This window comes from Rhizobium hidalgonense, from assembly GCF_002914525.1.
GTDB classification, from domain to species: domain Bacteria; phylum Pseudomonadota; class Alphaproteobacteria; order Rhizobiales; family Rhizobiaceae; genus Rhizobium; species Rhizobium hidalgonense.
This window is the reverse complement of record NZ_LODW01000055.1, coordinates 1-16,364: the sequence shown is the minus strand read 5'-3', so window position 1 is coordinate 16,364 and position 16,364 is coordinate 1. Positions and strand designations below refer to the sequence as shown.

Below are 16,364 nucleotides of genomic sequence, written 5' to 3'. Positions count from 1 at the left end.
TGAGCGGATGCGTCATTTTTTCCGCCGCTGCGCCGGATGTACGAGCCGGCGCATCTGCACCATGGCCATCGGTGTCGAAAGGCTGGAAGCATCGCTCGCCAGCATCAACTCGTTGCTGCCGCGCTTGACGGCGCGCGCCAGCACCTCGAAGACGCTGGCCGTGGCAAGCTGCAGCGCCTTTTCGTCCTCGAGCCCGGAAAGCAGGCGCGACAGGAAGACGGCGGCAAGCAGGTCGCCGAGGCCGTTCGGCGGGTTTTCGACGACACGGTGCTCGGCAAGAAGCGCGTGACGGCCGGAAAGATAGAGATTGCCGGTTCCCCCTGCCATCATCGGCACGGCCGAGGTGACGAGCATGCGCGACGGCCCGAGCGCCAGCGCCGCCTCCATGATCGCGCTGTTGTCTTCGAGCGCTGCCCCGGACAGCCAGGCGAGCTCGTAGCGGTTCGGCGTCGCAAGCGAAGCGAGCGGGATGAGATGGTCGCGAATGGCCTCCGCGGTCGCCTCCGGCACGTAAAGACCGCCGAGATCGCCCATGACCGGATCGCAGACATAGAGCAGATCGGGATTATCTTGCCTGAGCGCAGCGATCAGCCGGGCGACGGAGCGCGCCTGCGCGGCATTGCCGAAATATCCCGAAAGCACCGCCCTAACCTCACCGATCCAGGGCGCCCGGATCAGATCGTCGATCGCCGCGTCGAAATCCGCTTCCGCAAAGGTCAGCCGCGTCGAGCGGCCGTGGCCGGGATGCCAGGGCAGCACGATGGTCGGCAGCGCCCAGACCGGATGACCAAGCGTCTCCAGCGCAAAAACGGCCGCCCGGTTTCCGACCGAGCCGCGCACCACATGACTGGAGATGACGATGACTGCGCCCGCTGCATTTTCCGACATGCTACAAGATCCGAATGATGACCGCGTTTGATGATCTTTTTGATGTCACGCTGTCAACCATTCTTCACGTGAGCGTGGAAATGTGCGGCGAAACGAAAAACAAAAAGGGGATCCTCCCGTTCGTTTTGGCCACGAAATCGGAAAAATCTCTGACAATTTCCCATTTTCAGGGCCAAAAAAGCATCAAAACGATCCCTCACGGCCGCATTTTAGAGATTTTTTCGCGAAATCTTCTGCTAGCTTGCAGAAAACCAGTCCATTGCGGGAGGCGATTCATGGCTGCCAGAAACAATCCGAAACGAGAAAAGCAGATCGAAAGCGCGCGCAAGATCGCCAAGGCGACGGGCGAAGCGCATCTCGATCCGGAAATTCTCTTCGGACGGGCCAGCAATGACGATCTCGAACTCTATACGCCTGAAATGCTGGCGCTCTCCGCCGCGCATTCAGCAAAGGAACTCGCCGCCTGGAACGGCAAGGCGCCCCGCGTCAGCATCGATACCATCGCCAATGTGACGCCCGATGGCATTGCCGTTTCGGTGCTGTCGGTCACCGACCGGAACATGCCTTTCCTGTTCGAATCGGTCATGGGTGAAGTGACGAGCACCTATCGCGACCTGTTCATGGCCGTGCATCCGATCCTGGTCGTGGAGAAGGGCAAGGCGCCTGGGCTCTATTCCGCCGATCACCCGAGCGACCCGGCCAATCGCGTCAGCCATATCCAGCTCCATATCGCCCCGCTCAACTCCGCCCAGGCCGCCGACCTCGTCAAACGCGTCGAAACCGTGCTCGAACAGGTTCGCCTGTCGGTGTCCGACTGGAAGCCGATGCTTTCCAAGATCGACGGGGTGATCGCCGAACTCTCAGCCAATGGCGCCAGCCGGAAGAAAGTCGATCGCGATGAAGCCGTCGCCTTCCTGACATGGCTGCGCGACGAGAATTTCACCTTCCTCGGAATGCGTGAATATGTCTATTCCGGCAAAGGTTCCGATGCCAGGGTCGAGCGCGACAAGGGTACCGGCCTCGGCATCCTCTCCAATCCCGATGTGCTGGTGCTGCGCACCGGCAAGGATGCTGTGACGACGACGCCTGAGATCCTGGCCTTCCTCGACGGCCCCGACTTCCTGATCGTCACCAAGGCGAATGTGAAATCCATCGTCCATCGCCGAGCCTATATGGATTATGTCGGCGTCAAACGCTTCGACGCCGACGGCAACGTCACCGGCGAGCTGCGCATCGTCGGGCTTTTCACTTCGACGGCCTATACGTCGCTCGCCTCGGAAATCCCGCTGCTGCGTTCCAAGATCGAGAAGGTGAAGGAACATTTCGGCTTCGACCCGATGAGCCATTCCGGCCGCATGCTCGACAACACGCTGGAATCCTATCCGCGCGATGACCTTTTCCAGATCGACACCACGCTGCTTGCCAGTTTTGCCGAACAGATCAACGATCTGGCCGACCGGCCGCGTGTGCGCGTCCTGCCGCGCATCGACCATTTCGACCGCTTCGTCTCGGTGATCGTCTACGTGCCGCGCGAGGAATATGATTCGATCGTCCGCGAACGGATCGGTACCTATCTGAAGACCGTCTTTGACGGTCGTGTCTCTGCCTATTACCCGGCTTTTCCGGAAGGCGGCGTGGCGCGCGTGCATTTCATCATCGGCCGCTCCGGCGGCAAAACGCCGCGCATTCCGCAGGCAAAGCTGGAGCAGGTGATCCGGGAGATCACCGCCCGCTGGGACGACCGTTTCGAGGCGCTGGCCGGACCAAAGGCGCCGAAGATATCGGTCGACCAGGCCTTCCAGGATTCCTTCACGCCTGAAGAAACCGTAGCCGACCTCGCCGATATCGGCGCCTGCGCCTCTGGTGAGCCGCTTCGCATCCAGTTCTATCATCGTCAGGAAGAGCAGGGCCGAACGCTCTCGCTGAAGATCTTCCACGCCGGCGGCCAGTTGGCGCTGTCGCGCCGCGTGCCGCTTCTTGAGAATCTCGGTTTCAATGTCGTCAGCGAACGCACCTTCGACATCGGGGTGCCGGTCGCCGATGGCGAAACGAAACTCGTCGTGCTGCATGATATGGAGCTTGAGGCCCGCAATGGCCGTGACATCGATCTGCAGCGTTATGGCGCCGCCCTCGAGGAAGCCTTCGTCGCCGCCTTCGCCGGCACGATCGACAATGACAGTTTTAACCGGCTGATCCTCTCGGCCGGGCTCTCGGCATGCGAGACGAATGTGCTGCGCGCCTATGCACGTTATCTCCGCCAGGCCGGCATCGCCTACTCGCAGGACTATATCGCAACGACACTCGACAAATATCCTGCAGTTGCCGCCGCCATTTTCCGGCTATTCCATAGCACGCTTGACACCAGCCTCTCGGAAAAGGCCCGGGTGAAGAAGCTGGCCGAACTGCACCAGGCGATCGAGGCCGAGCTTGCCGACGTGCCGAGCCTCGACGACGACCGTATCCTGCGCCGCTACGTCAATATCGTCGATGCGACGCTGCGCACCAATTATTTCCAGAAGAACCCGGATGGTTCGCCGAAGCCGATGCTGGCCTTCAAGCTCGATCCGAAACTGGTCGACGGGCTGCCGCAGCCGAGACCCTTCCGCGAGATGTTCGTCTACGGCGTCGAAGTCGAAGGTGTGCACCTGCGCTTCGGCAAGGTGGCGCGCGGCGGCCTGCGCTGGTCAGACCGCGCCGAGGATTACCGCACCGAAGTGCTCGGCCTCGTCAAGGCCCAGCAGGTGAAGAACGCGGTCATCGTGCCGGTCGGCGCCAAGGGCGGCTTCTACCCGAAAAAACTCCCCGTCGGCGGCAGCCGTGACGAGATCTTCAATGCCGGCCGCGAGGCTTACAAGACCTATATCCGCACGCTGTTGTCGATCACCGATAATATATCGGGCTCCGAAATCGTGCCGCCGAAGGATACCGTCAGGCTCGACGGCGACGACCCCTATTTCGTGGTCGCCGCCGACAAGGGCACCGCGACCTTCTCCGACACCGCCAATGCGCTGGCGCAGGAAGCCGGCTTCTGGCTGGATGATGCCTTTGCCTCCGGCGGCTCGGCCGGTTACGACCACAAGAAGATGGGCATCACTGCCCGCGGCGCCTGGGAAACCGTTAAACGCCATTTCCGCGAAATGGACATCGACATCCAGACGACGCCCTTCACAGTCGCCGGCGTCGGCGACATGTCCGGCGACGTTTTCGGCAACGGCATGCTGCTCTCTCCGAAGATCCGGTTGATAGCAGCCTTCGATCACCGCGATATCGTCATCGATCCCGATCCCGACATGGAAAAGACGCTCGCCGAGCGCCAGCGGCTCTTCGAGCTGCCGCGCTCAAGCTGGCAGGATTTCGACAAAAGTGTGCTCTCCAAGGGTGCGATGATCATTTCCCGCGCGATGAAATCGGTCACGCTGACACCGGAAGCGGTCGCCGCGATCGGCATCGACAAGACTGTCGCCACGCCCTTCGAGATCATGACGGCGATCCTGAAGAGCCCGGTCGACCTGCTCTGGTTCGGCGGCATCGGCACCTATGTGAAAGCGACGTCCGAAACCGACACCGAAGTCGGCGACCGCGCCAACGACCCGATCCGCGTCACCGCGGTCGAGGTGCGCGCCAAGGTGATCGGCGAGGGCGCAAACCTCGGCGTCACCCAGAAGGGCCGCATCGCCTATGGTCTCAAGGGCGGGCGCTGCAATTCCGACGCCATCGACAACTCCGCCGGCGTCAACACCTCGGACGTCGAAGTCAACATCAAGATCGCGCTGGCAGCCGCCATGCATGACGGACGCCTGACCCGCGCAAAACGCGACCAGCTGCTTTCCTCGATGACCAGCGAGGTGGCGACGCTGGTGCTGCGCAACAACTACCTGCAGTCGCTGGCGATCTCGCTGACGGAACGCAAGGGCACGGCCAACGGGCTGGAGCTTGGCCGTTTCATGAGCGTGCTCGAGAGCGCCGGCCAGCTGAACCGCAAGGTCGAGACCTTGCCGGACGAGCAGACGCTGGCCGAACGTTATGCCGCCGGCAAGCCCCTGACCCGGCCGGAAATCGGCGTGCTGGTGTCCTATGCCAAGATCGTGCTCTTCGATGCGCTTGCAGCCAGCGACCTGCCCGAGGATCCTTATTTCACCGCGACGCTTTCCAATTATTTCCCCGTCAAGATGCAGAAGTCGAATGCCGGCGATATATCAGGCCACCGGCTGAAGCGCGAAATCATCGCGACGGTGCTTGCCAACGAGGCGATCAACCGCGGCGGGCCGAGCTTCACAGTCGCCATGATGGACGCAACGGCGGCGTCGGCACCGGAAGTTGTGCGCGCCGCGATTGTCGCCCGCGACGGTTTCGATCTGAACCGGCTCTGGACCGAAACAGATACGCTGGACGGCAGGGTTTCCGGCGAGATACAGAACCGCATCTATGAAGAAATCAGCCATAGCTTCATCGTACTGACGCGCCTGCTCTTGAAGACCGGCATGACCAAAGCGGATATGGCCGAAGTGATTAGCCGGCTGCAGGCCGCCTTGAAGAAACTGAAACCTGCCTTGGCCGAACAGTCGGCCGTCGATGCCGACGCACGCCAGGCGGAATACGTCCTAGCGGGCGTGCCCGAAAAGCTCGCAGCCGAGATTGCCAACCTTCAGAGTTTCGCGCTGGTGCCTGAAATCATGCAGATTGCCGAACGCACCGGCGAGCCCCTGGTGCGTGCCGCCGAGAACTACTTCGCGGTGTCACAGACCTTCCGTATTGCCCGGCTGCTGGCAGCCGGCGGACGGATTCTCACCTCCGACCATTACGAGAACCTAGCGCTTGCCCGCAGCATCGACCAGATCGCCAGCGCCAGACGCGATATCGTCATCTCCGCCCTGTCCGACCATGGCAAAGAGAAGCTTCCGGTTCAGGCTTGGCATGCACAGGACCGCATTCGCATCAACCGCATCGTCGAAGAGCTTTCGAGCCTCAGCGACAGCGGCGATCCCACTCTTGCGCGTATTACCGTTGCTGCAGGTATCCTGACCGATCTTGCGCGCGACCGGGGGAGGTGAGACAGTCCGCTGCAAAAGGGAGCGGATGTTGAATCGCATTGACTGGACAGGGACGCAGCCGCCGAAAGCCACGGAGAAGGGCATCTGGGGTTGGATGTTCTTCGATTGGGCCGCTCAGCCCTTCTTTACCGTGGTCACCACCTTTATCTTCGGGCCTTATTTCGTTTCTCGGCTGACCGATGACCCGGTTTCGGCGCAGACGACGTGGAGCAACATGGCGACGATCTCCTCGGTGATCATCGCCCTGCTGTCACCCATTCTCGGCTCGATCGCCGACCAGTCGGGCGCGCGCAAACCCTGGATCGGCTTCTTCGCGATCATCAAGATCGCGAGCCTTTTTGGCCTATGGTTCGCCGCCCCCGGTTCGCCGGTGCTTTATCCGGTCATTTTCATGATCCTTGCCTCGATCTCGGCCGAGTTTTCGATCGTCTTCAACGATTCGATGATGCCGCGCTTGGTCGCAAAGCACGAGGTCGGCAAGCTCTCCAACACCGCCTGGGGGCTCGGTTATCTCGGCGGCATGATCGTGCTGATCGCGGTCGTGACGCTGCTAGCGGCGAGCCCCGAGAGCGGTAAGACCATCCTCGGCCTCGACCCGCTTTTCGGCCTCGATCCGAAGACCGGCGAGGATGCCCGCATCACCGGGCCGATCTCGGCCGTCTGGTATCTGATCTTCATCCTGCCGATGTTCCTCTTCACGCCGGATGTCGGCAGGGGTCTTCCCTTCGGCACCGCCGTCCGCGCCGGCCTGCGGGATCTGAAAAACACGCTTGGCGAACTCAGGGAGCGCCGTGGCATCCTGACATTCCTCGTCGCTCGCATGATCTACCAGGACGGCGTCAACGGCCTGCTGATCCTCGGCGGTATCTTCGCGGCCGGCATGTTCGGCTGGGCGACGATCGAGATCGGCATCTACGGCATCATCCTGAATGTCGTCGCCATTTTCGGTTGCCTGATCGCCGGCCGCATCGACAAGGGTGTCGGTTCGAAGGTGACCGTGGTCATCAGCCTCACTATGCTGCTTCTCGCCACCATCGGCATCATCTCGACTGGGCCGGGTTACACGCTGTTCGGGCTGGTGGCGCTGCCGACGGCGGATTCCGGCGGCCTCTTCGGCACTGCGGCGGAGAAGGCCTATATCCTCTACGGCCTGCTGATCGGGCTCGCCTTCGGGCCGGTGCAGGCCTCGTCGCGCTCTTATCTCGCCCGCAGCGTCAGCCTGGAGGAAGCCGGCCGCTACTTCGGCATCTACGCGCTTTCAGGGCGCGCCACGAGTTTCATGGCGACGCTGCTCTTTTCGCTGGTGACCTATCTGAGCGGATCACCCCGGCTTGGCATGGCAACGCTGATTCTGTTCCTCGCCGGCGGGCTGGTGCTGCTCATCCGCACACCCTATCCGGCCGATCGGGCATGACAACCGGCCCCGTCGGGCCGGGCGCCCGCACTCAATGACGGAAATGGCGCATGCCGGTGAAGACCATGGCAACGCCGTGTTCGTTGGCGGCATCGATGACTTCCTGGTCGCGCATCGAGCCGCCCGGCTGGATGACCGCCGTCGCCCCTGCGGCAATCATCGACAGAAGGCCGTCGGCGAAAGGCAGGAAAGCTTCGGAGGCGACTGCCGAGCCATGCGTCATCGGCGTGGGAAGGCCGAGCGTCTTGGCCGCCTCTTCGGCCTTCAGCGCCGCGATACGGGCGGAATCGACGCGGCTCATCTGGCCGGCGCCGATACCGGCCGTCTGGCCGTCCTTGGCGTAGACGACGGCATTCGATTTCACATGTTTGCCGACCTTGAAGGCGAACTTCATGTCCTCAAGCTCCTGCGCGGTCGGCGCCCGCTTGGTGACGACCTTGAGTTCCAGATCCTCGACCATGCCGTTGTCGCGGCTCTGGACCAGCAGGCCGCCGGAAACCGTCTTCGCCGTCAGGCCCGCAGCACGCGGATCGGGCAGGCCGCCGGCTGACAGCAGCCGCAGGTTCGGCTTGCGGGCGACGATCGCCTTCGCTTCCTCGGTAACATCAGGCGCGATGATGACTTCGGTGAAGAGCTTGACGATCTCCTCGGCGGTTTCGGCATCCAGTATCCGGTTGAGCGCGATGATGCCGCCGAAGGCGGAAACGCTGTCGCAGGCAAGCGCCCGCCGATAGGCCTCTACCAGGCTCGATCCGGTGGCGACGCCGCAGGGATTGGCATGTTTGATGATGGCGCAGGCCGGCGCCTTCTCCGGCAGGAATTCGGCGACCAGTTCGTAGGCGGCATCGGTATCGTTGATGTTGTTGTAGGAGAGCTGCTTGCCCTGCAGAAGGGCAGCCGTCGAAACCCCCGGGCGCCTTTCACCGGTAACATAGAAGGCCGCCTTCTGGTGCGGGTTTTCGCCGTAGCGCATCTCTTCCTTCAGCGCCCCGCCGATAACCCGGTGGCGCGGCGTATCGATCGACAGCGCCTCTGCAAACCAGTTGGAAATCATCGCGTCATAGGCGGCGGTGCGGGCATAGGCCTTGGCGGCCATGCGCTGGCGGAAGGCATAGGCGGTCTTGCCGTCATCCGCAGAAAACTGCTCCGAGAACTCGGCGTAGTCATTGGGATCGGTCAGGATCGTCACATAGGCATGGTTCTTGGCCGATGCACGGATCATCGCCGGGCCGCCGATATCGATATTCTCGACGGTCGTCGGGTAGTCGCCGCCGGCCGCGCGCACCTCTTCGAAGGGGTAGAGGTTGATAACGGCAAGGTCGATGGCCTCGATGCCATGCGTTTTCATCGCTTCCTGATGGTCGCTATCGTCGCGGATTGCCAGCAGGCCACCATGCACCGTCGGATGCAGCGTCTTGACGCGCCCGTCCATGATCTCGGGAAAGCCGGTGATTTCGGAGACATCGGTAACGGCAAGGCCGGCAGCGGCGATCGCCTTGTATGTGCCGCCGGTGGACAGTAGCCGCACACCTTTCTGAGACAAAGCTTGGGCGAGTTCGACAATCCCGGTCTTGTCGAAGACGGAGAGAAGCGCGGTCTTGATTTCGACCTTGTCGGGGGCGGGGATCTTCTTGGAAATGACGGCCATGAAACCAACTCCGTTCGGGCTTCGGGAGACATCCGCGAGGGACGTTCGCATTCTGAGGCCGCGTTAGCACAGCTTCGCCGCCGCGCAAACAGGTGCTATCCCTTGCGGGACAAAAACCAGCGGATTTCCGTCTTCTCGGCAAGGTCGAAGTCGATCTCGATCTGGTCCGAGCCGCAAATGCCGGAGCTGTCGGCAAAGAAGATGTCCTCGGCGATCAGCACCTCATTGCCGGGTGCCGAGAACAGCCAGCTCTCGCCGTCCGGCGCCGTCAGCAGCACGGACTCGCTATCGCTCTGATGCAGGACGATCGAGGGATGGATATGAAAACGGGCGACAGCCTTCAGCGGCTCGTCATGCTCATAGCCCTCTCGAACGACGAGCCGGTCGCGACCGGTCACGATCGAGCCTGCCGCATTGAGTGTCAGTTCCCGCTCATGCAGCACCCCGAACGCCCTGACATAACCGTCATGGCTGAGCTTGATGCCGTCGCGTCCATCCTCGGTTTCGGCACGTTCGACGGTGACGGTCTTAACCGGTTCGGTAATCGCGTGATTGAGGAAGGGCGAGGGCGAAAAACGGCTGGACGAGGTGTCGTTGAGAATGACGGTCGAATGCGCCGCCGTCGTGCGCGCCATCTGGACATAGCGGTGTCCCGCAAATTTCGGCGAGCCGGAATTGACGATGAAGCGGTGGCGGCCGGACGACATTTCGAAGGACAGGCTGCCGGCATGCACGGTCCGCAGCGCGCCGCCCGAAGGCGGCGTGCCGGCATCAGCAATGATGATTGTTTTTCCGCCGGAAAGCCGCTGATAGCGCGACTGTGGCAAAGCCTTGAACGGCTGGCCGGCGGTCTCGTCATAGCGCAGCACCGAGATCAACTCGTTTGCCAGCGTCGAGGTGGCCCCGTTGAACAGCGCCAGATCCCCGTCCTGATGGCGAAAGAACCGCAATGCCGGATAGATGCGGTCGATGCCGGAGATCAACTTTTGCGGCAGGTCATGGCCGAGATTGACATAGGTTTGCCTGAGCGGCAGCAGATCGAGCAGCAGTTCCAGCCCGACGCGCGGATTGCGCGAGATATGGCCGCCATCCGGCAGAATCTGGCTATCGAATTCGCGGTCGAGCGCCTGCGCCGCCCTTCTGAGGGTGGATGCGCGAGCTGGCATGGCGACGGAGGCCATGGCGAGCGCGATTCGCAGCCGAAATAGCTCTAGGCCGCCCAGCGTATAGGGTGCCATGCGGTGCAGGAACCTTACCTGGAACGCCAGCGACTTCATGAAGCGGCGATAGAAGCCGCGGTCGGCATTCTGCAGCACCACCGGCGAATGCGACAGCCAGGCGATGACGCGCTGGGCGGTGACGTCGACCTCCCAGGCAATGCCCTCCATGCGGCCGGCATGAATGGAAAGCCAGCTGTCGACGATCGCCCGGGCGGCGGTCGAACTGCGCTCTGACTTGTTTGCCCGCATGTGCCGCAGCCAGCCGAAGCTGTGAAGGCGGATCGCGAAGGGGCGCGAGGGCAGAGTGAAAGTGAAGGGTGACTTTCCACCCGTTTCCAGCATCCGCCCGGCCATTAGAAACCGTCCGTTGAGGATCTCGTCGGCCACATGCGAATCGATGCTGCGCAGATCGGTCGGGGCGACGATCAGACGCTCGGGCACCTTGATCGAATGGCGGAAGAGTTTTAGGCGCAGCAACGCGACGCGGCGCAAGGCGCGCCGCCAAGCCTCCCGAACATACATGCTCGCAAAACGCCGACCGGACTGCATATTCTATTGTCTATTGACCCTCGTGGTTAAGAATAGGTGAAAAGCGGCCGATTTCATCGCCCACAATGAATTAATTCGTAACAATGTTCGAATATACGCACATTAACGTCTTTCATCCGACGCCATGCGCGGATGGGACACGTCTTCCATAGGGAAATTTGCCGCGACTCGCGTGGGCTTGCAATCAGGTCATCCGCCGCAGCACGGCCGCGTAGAAACCGTCGAGGCCCGAGGCGATGCCATCCGGCATTTTCAGCATGGTGGGAAGCGTGCGGAATTCGCCGAGCGGCGTGATCGCCGCTTCGAGGCCGGGCCAACCACCGGCATCGATCCGAACGCGCTCGATCCCACGCGTATCGGCAAGGACACGGGCGACCACCTCTTCGCCTTCGGCGGGATCGAGCGAGCAATTCGAAAAAACCAGCGTTCCATCAGGCGTCAGCAATGTCAGCGCGTGCCGCAACAACCGTTCCTGCAGTGCCGCCAGCCTGGCGATATCCTCAGCTCCCTTGGTCCACAGCACGTCGGGGTGCCGGCGTGTCGTGCCGGTGGACGAGCAGGGGGCATCGAGCAGGATCGCGTCGAAACGCTCCGCCGGCTCGAATGTCGTCAGATCCGCCACGATGGTTTCAGCCTGAAGGCCAAGCCGGTCGAGATTCGACCGCAGCCGTCTGAGCCGGCTTTCCGACTGGTCGAGGGCGGTGACCGTTCCGCCGGCAAGGATGAGCTGCGCCGTCTTGCCGCCGGGCGCGGCGCAGAGATCGGCGGTGCGTTTGCCCGAGAGATCGCCGAAAAGCTTGGCCGGGATGCTTGCTGCCGCATCCTGCACCCACCACGCGCCCTCGTCGAAGCCTTCGAGCGAAGGGATGCCGCCATCGAAGGCGGCAAGCCGCACGCCGCCGGTTGGCAGGGCAACGCCGTTCAGCCGCTTTGCCCAGCCTTCGGGGTCGGACTTGACGGTCAGATCGATCGCCGCCGGCTCGAGCTGGGATTCCGAAATCGCCAGCGCCGTGTCCCGGCCATAGGCCTTTTCCAGCCTGGCGATGAACCAGGTCGGCATCGGCGAGACCTTGCCGATCTCTTCTAGCACCTCAGCCTTCTCGCGGCCGAGCCGGCGAAGAATGGCATTGACCAGTTTGGCGAAACGCCGGTTGCGCGGATCCTGATTGGCCTGCTCGACGGCAAGATCGACGGCCGAATGATCCGGTACGTCGAGATAGAGGATCTGCGCCGCCCCGATGGCGAGCACATGGTGCAGTGCCCGCGCGCCTTCCGGGAGCGGGGATTCCAGCAGTGCTGCAATCGCGGCATCGATGCGCGGCAGATGGCGCAGTGTCGTATTCAGAATGGCGCGGACCAGCGCCCGATCGTTTTCGCCGAGCGCCTTGTAGGCCGGATTGCCGTGTTCATGGTCGAGAGCACCGTCGAGCGGCAGTTTGCGGTCGACGACGGCGGCGAGAATTTTTGCCGCCGCAGCCCGGGCCTGCAGGCCCGGTTTTGCCGGCGTGGATCGCTCGGCGGCGGTCTTATGCTTGCGGAATGGTTTCTTAGTGCCGTCTGAATTCAAGACCATGGACCTTTTGGCGGTTGTGAACCACCGCGACCAAGACCCGTATCCGGAACAGAGCGCGATTTGCGCGACGGATTAGCAGCCCGAACCGGCGGCGTCGAGACGTTCATGCCGCCCTGCGCCATGTCGTGGAGCGCAGCGATACGGTTTTCCGTGTTCGGATGCGTCGAAAACAGATTGTCCATGCGCTCGCCGGAGAGCGGATTGATAATGAACATATGCGCCGTCGCCGGGTTGCGCTCGGCATCCTCGTTCGGCACGTGCGCAGCGCCGCGGGCGATCTTGCCGAGTGCCGAAGCCAGCCAGAGCGGATTGCCGCAGATTTCGGCGCCGCGGCGGTCGGCCGAATATTCGCGTGTGCGGCTGATCGCCATCTGCACCAGCATGGCGGCAAGCGGCGCCACGATCATCGCGACGAGAACGCCGACGACACCGAGGGGATTGTTGTTGTTTTCGCGATTACCGCCGAAGAAGAAGGCGAAGTTGCCGAGCATCGAGATCGCGCCGGCAAGCGTGGCCGTGATCGTCATCGTCAGCGTGTCGCGGTTCTGGATGTGAGCGAGCTCATGCGCCATCACGCCGGCGACTTCCTCTGGAGATAATGCCTGGAGCAGGCCCGTCGACGCGGCGACGGCGGCATTTTCAGGGTTACGGCCGGTGGCAAACGCATTCGGCTGCGGGCTGTCGTAGAGGTAGACCTTCGGCATCGGCAGGCCGGCATTGCGGGCGAGATCGCGTATGATCGCAAAGAATTCCGGCGCGTTGCGCTCGTCGACTTGCTGGGCGCGATAAGCCGAAAGCACCATGCGGTCGGAGTTCCAATAGGAGAAGAAATTCATGCCGGCGGCGATGACGAAGGCGATCATCATGCCGGACCGACCGCCGATCAGAAAACCGACAAACATGAAAAGCGCCGTCATGAAGGCAAGCAACATGGCAGTGCGAACAAGGTTCATTGCGAATCTCCATCTCTGATTTCGCCGTCACAAGCTTTCAATCGCGGCATCGGCGCATTATGATTTGGTTATTCACCAGCCATTTTCAATATTTCCGGCAGGAGAAGCCCATGCAGGAAGCCGACAACGACAATAGCGAAATGCCGACGGCCGAGGGATCGGAGCCGCCGCGCAAGGTGCTGTCCCCGGCTGCCAGGCGCGCCCTTGCCGAAGCCGAGGAGCGGCGCAGGAACCAGAAGCCGCTTGAGCTGCCGCCAGAAACCGGCGGCCGCGGCGGCGCCGAGCCGGCCCGCTTCGGCGATTACGAGATCAACGGCCGGGCAATCGATTTTTGAACGGATCGAAAAAACTGGCCGCCAGCCTTCATCCGAGTAGGACGAAATCCGCAAGCTACAATGTACGACAGGGAGACGCTCCGCGAACAAAACCGGAGCGGCTTCATCTATCAGGCGGTCGCCTTGTTTTGCCGGTCGAAGAAAACGGAAATGTTCCAACGATTTCAGAGTTGGGATAAACCTCCTCCAGCTGCCATCCACGCAGAAGATCAATCAAGGCTATTCGGGACCACAAGCACATCGCTTTGGATCTCGTTAACAATACGAGATGCTACGCTGCCCAAAAGAAGATTGGCGACGCCGGCGCGGCCATGGGTCCCGGTAATGACGAGGTCTACGTCACCCTCATCCACCAGCAGGCGGAGAGCATGTACCACGTCGCCACATCTGACGCTGACATCGAACCTGTTCTGCAAAGCCTCACCAGCGGCTTCCGTGACGAACCTGGTGCATTCGTCGAGGGCGGACTGTTCGAAATGGCGTGCATAACTCGCCTTGTCCTCCGCCCACATTCGGTACGGCGGATCGAACGCGTGGAATAGTCCGAGTTGGGCATGGGGGAACCAGCGCAGCGCAACCTGCATTGCGGGCCTGGACGAGGCGCTCAGGTCAGTGGCCAGGAGCGTTCGTGCGCCGCCGTCCATGACCTTCTTCTTTACCACAAGCACTGGAACAGCAGACGACCGCGTCAAAGCAGTGAGGGTGCTTCCAAACGGCAGATCACCCAATAGCATGCTTGTCGTAAGACCGGTAACGATCAGGTCGGCCCGCTCTCTCGCCGCCACTGTCTGGACGACTGTTGCTGGTGTTCCGATATCGAATTGAACGGACGAGCGAAGATTCATCGTTGCCAGCTCCTCGCGCAGCCGCCGTGCGTTTCGGCGCGCAGCAGCCTGGGAGGCGAGGCGGGCCAAGGGCTCGGCACTCAAGCTGCCATCGTCGATCGCATGAACGGCCGTGAGACTAGCATTCCATTCCATGGCAAGTTGTACTGCGCGATCTTGCGCGCGATCACACCGCGCAGTGAAGTCAGTTGCAAGCACGATATGACTCGGAAGTCTGTGAACGATGCGCTCGCTCGCCACTACCGGTGAAGAATTCAGCATCTTTCGCTCCTATCATCTGGGGCGCGGCGGCCTATCCATGCAGAGCCGACGCGTCAGCGGCAGGTGTGCCGAGGTCCGAACGTCGGCGATGACCGTTCTCTACGTCGTGCAGGAACGCCTAGCGTCCCGGACGAACGGACGCCTTCGCTTCCGCCCGATCTTCGTTCACTGCCAACACCGTGAGCTTGTGCTGGCTGTTGTCTCGTGCGGTCCAGCCCATTGTTTGACCCGTGGACAGGCCGAGAAGGGCAGTGCCGATGGGGGTCAGGATGGATATTTTTCCCTCAGAAATGTCGGCATCTTCCGGGAATACGAGCGTGACTATGCGTTGAGCCCCGGCGTCAGTTTTATATTCGACTGCCGATCCCATCCGAACGACCTTCTCAGGCACTGAGCTGTCCGAAGCCACGCGTGCGCGTTCGAGCTCAAGCAGAAGGGCATCGGAAATCTCGGGAAGGCGGTCTGCCGCGGCAAGCGCAAGTTTGTTCAATCGCCGATAATCCGTGTCGCCGATTACGATTGGGGGCTTTCGTGGGGTCTGGCTGTGAGTTTTCATTTTTTCGGTCTCCTAGTTCAACTTACCGCCACCCTTCGAGCGGCCATGGCCCGCGGTCTCTGGTTTTTTGCCCACGCCTCGCTCTGCAGGATCGCCATCACCTCATCGGCGGATCGGGCCAGCCGAAGCTCCTCTCGGAAGAGCGGCGCCCGCACGAAACGAAACAGTTGCGAAAGCGCGGGCAGGAATGTGTGAGCCTGCGAGCGCGGCCAAAGGATCGTGAAGACCAGATCGACGGGGTTGAGGTCGGAACTTTTGAAATCTATCGGAGGCGCCAATCGCGTGAACCAAGTCACCGGCGACGAAATCGGGTGCAGTAAGGCGTGTGGGACGGCAATACCATGGCCGATGCCGGTCGAGCCGTGTCTCTCACGCCGCCAAATGCTGCGAAGAACCATCCGATGATCGAGCGCGGTTCTCTGTGCAATTCTTGTAGCGATCTTGGCGAGCGCCGAGTGCTTCCCCTTTGTCGCGAGGTCAAGGGTAATATTTTCTGGCGGCAGGTTTCTGAAGGTCATCATGGTCGCCTCTGAGCCGATTACGCGCGACTACGATCGCAGCGCATTTCGGCACTCCGTCTGCGTCTCGCATTTTAGTTGAGAGAATGGCTGCCCGGACGCGACGCCAGGAGAGTTCGCGTCCGGGTTAGAGGCCTGCTTTGAGGCGTTGAGGCTCCCGCCATGTCACCGTTATATTCATGATAACTGAAACATGGGGACTGAATTCTTGAAATCAAGCACATGCCCGCCCGCAGAAGCGCCTTGACTTGGCCACAAGGGCGTCATCCTGACGGATCATTGGGCGGATCTGCGGCTGCTTCTCTTCGCTATAACAGCCGCAGAGATGGGAGATGCCGTTGGATTTGGGTGCCCGGGGGAACGATATCAAATCCAATGGCTATTTTCAGTTCCGATGCTTGGTCCGTGTCACGCGCCGCTACCTGCCTTATTTTGCCGGTTGCCGATCAGGTCGTCGACAACAGCCGGATCGGCGAGCGTCGAAGTATCCCCAAGCGCACCGAAATCGTCTTCGGCGATCTTGCGCAGGATGCGGCGCATGATCTTGCCGGAA

Annotated in this window: 11 protein-coding genes; 3 read left to right on the top strand and 8 right to left on the bottom strand. The window is 61.6% G+C overall.

The genetic code is table 11. The features are described from left to right. Positions 1 to 12: 12 nt before the first annotated feature. On the bottom strand, positions 13 to 888 hold the full coding sequence (gene pdxY, locus ATY29_RS15830) for a pyridoxal kinase PdxY (protein ID WP_003567694.1): 876 nt from the start codon (positions 886 to 888) through the stop codon (positions 13 to 15). Between the two features lie 275 nt (positions 889 to 1,163). Here pdxY and ATY29_RS15820 point away from each other — a divergent pair, with 275 nt between their 5' ends. After that, on the top strand, positions 1,164 to 5,939 hold the full coding sequence (locus ATY29_RS15820; RefSeq protein ID WP_097536856.1) for an NAD-glutamate dehydrogenase: 4,776 nt from the start codon (positions 1,164 to 1,166) through the stop codon (positions 5,937 to 5,939). Positions 5,940 to 5,964: 25 nt separating this feature from the next. Further along, complete coding sequence (locus ATY29_RS15815; RefSeq protein ID WP_003567698.1) at positions 5,965 to 7,353, top strand: MFS transporter; 1,389 nt, start codon at positions 5,965 to 5,967, stop codon at positions 7,351 to 7,353. Between the two features lie 31 nt (positions 7,354 to 7,384). On the opposite strand, the gene purH is transcribed toward ATY29_RS15815, so the two are convergent. The 4 genes from purH to htpX form a co-directional block, all read right to left on the bottom strand. Continuing rightward, a complete protein-coding gene (gene purH, locus ATY29_RS15810) occupies positions 7,385 to 9,001 on the bottom strand; it encodes a bifunctional phosphoribosylaminoimidazolecarboxamide formyltransferase/IMP cyclohydrolase (protein ID WP_003567699.1) in 1,617 nt (538 codons plus the stop codon). A 95-nt stretch (positions 9,002 to 9,096) separates the two neighbouring features. Next, positions 9,097 to 10,770, bottom strand: coding sequence for a heparinase II/III family protein (locus ATY29_RS15805; protein WP_025417380.1), 1,674 nt, complete (start codon positions 10,768 to 10,770; stop codon positions 9,097 to 9,099). Positions 10,771 to 10,954: 184 nt separating this feature from the next. After that, the gene (locus ATY29_RS15800) at positions 10,955 to 12,343 is read right to left on the bottom strand and encodes an RsmB/NOP family class I SAM-dependent RNA methyltransferase (protein WP_097536855.1); all 1,389 of its coding nucleotides are present in this window, start codon (positions 12,341 to 12,343) and stop codon (positions 10,955 to 10,957) included. Beyond that, positions 12,334 to 13,296 carry a zinc metalloprotease HtpX gene (htpX, locus tag ATY29_RS15795; protein WP_097536854.1) on the bottom strand — a complete coding sequence of 321 codons (963 nt, stop codon included), beginning with the start codon at positions 13,294 to 13,296 and terminating at the stop codon, positions 12,334 to 12,336. Before htpX ends, ATY29_RS15800 begins: the two co-directional genes overlap by 10 nt. Positions 13,297 to 13,406: 110 nt before the next feature. Between htpX and ATY29_RS15790 the strand changes: the two genes are divergently transcribed. After that, positions 13,407 to 13,631: a DUF1674 domain-containing protein gene (locus ATY29_RS15790; protein WP_003567707.1), complete on the top strand. Its 225-nt coding sequence runs from the start codon at positions 13,407 to 13,409 to the stop codon at positions 13,629 to 13,631. A 209-nt stretch (positions 13,632 to 13,840) separates the two neighbouring features. Here the strand turns inward: ATY29_RS15790 and ATY29_RS15785 are convergent, their stop codons facing one another. From ATY29_RS15785 to ATY29_RS15775, 3 genes are all read right to left on the bottom strand, one after another. Further along, positions 13,841 to 14,737, bottom strand: a complete 897-nt coding sequence (locus ATY29_RS15785) for a universal stress protein (RefSeq protein WP_097536853.1) — start codon at positions 14,735 to 14,737, stop codon at positions 13,841 to 13,843. 118 nt (positions 14,738 to 14,855) lie between these two features. Further along, positions 14,856 to 15,293 carry a nucleoside diphosphate kinase regulator gene (gene rnk / locus ATY29_RS15780; protein ID WP_025417384.1) on the bottom strand — a complete coding sequence of 146 codons (438 nt, stop codon included), beginning with the start codon at positions 15,291 to 15,293 and terminating at the stop codon, positions 14,856 to 14,858. Positions 15,294 to 15,310: 17 nt separating this feature from the next. Beyond that, complete coding sequence (locus ATY29_RS15775) at positions 15,311 to 15,814, bottom strand: PTS sugar transporter subunit IIA (RefSeq protein WP_097536852.1); 504 nt, start codon at positions 15,812 to 15,814, stop codon at positions 15,311 to 15,313. Positions 15,815 to 16,364 lie beyond the last annotated feature (550 nt).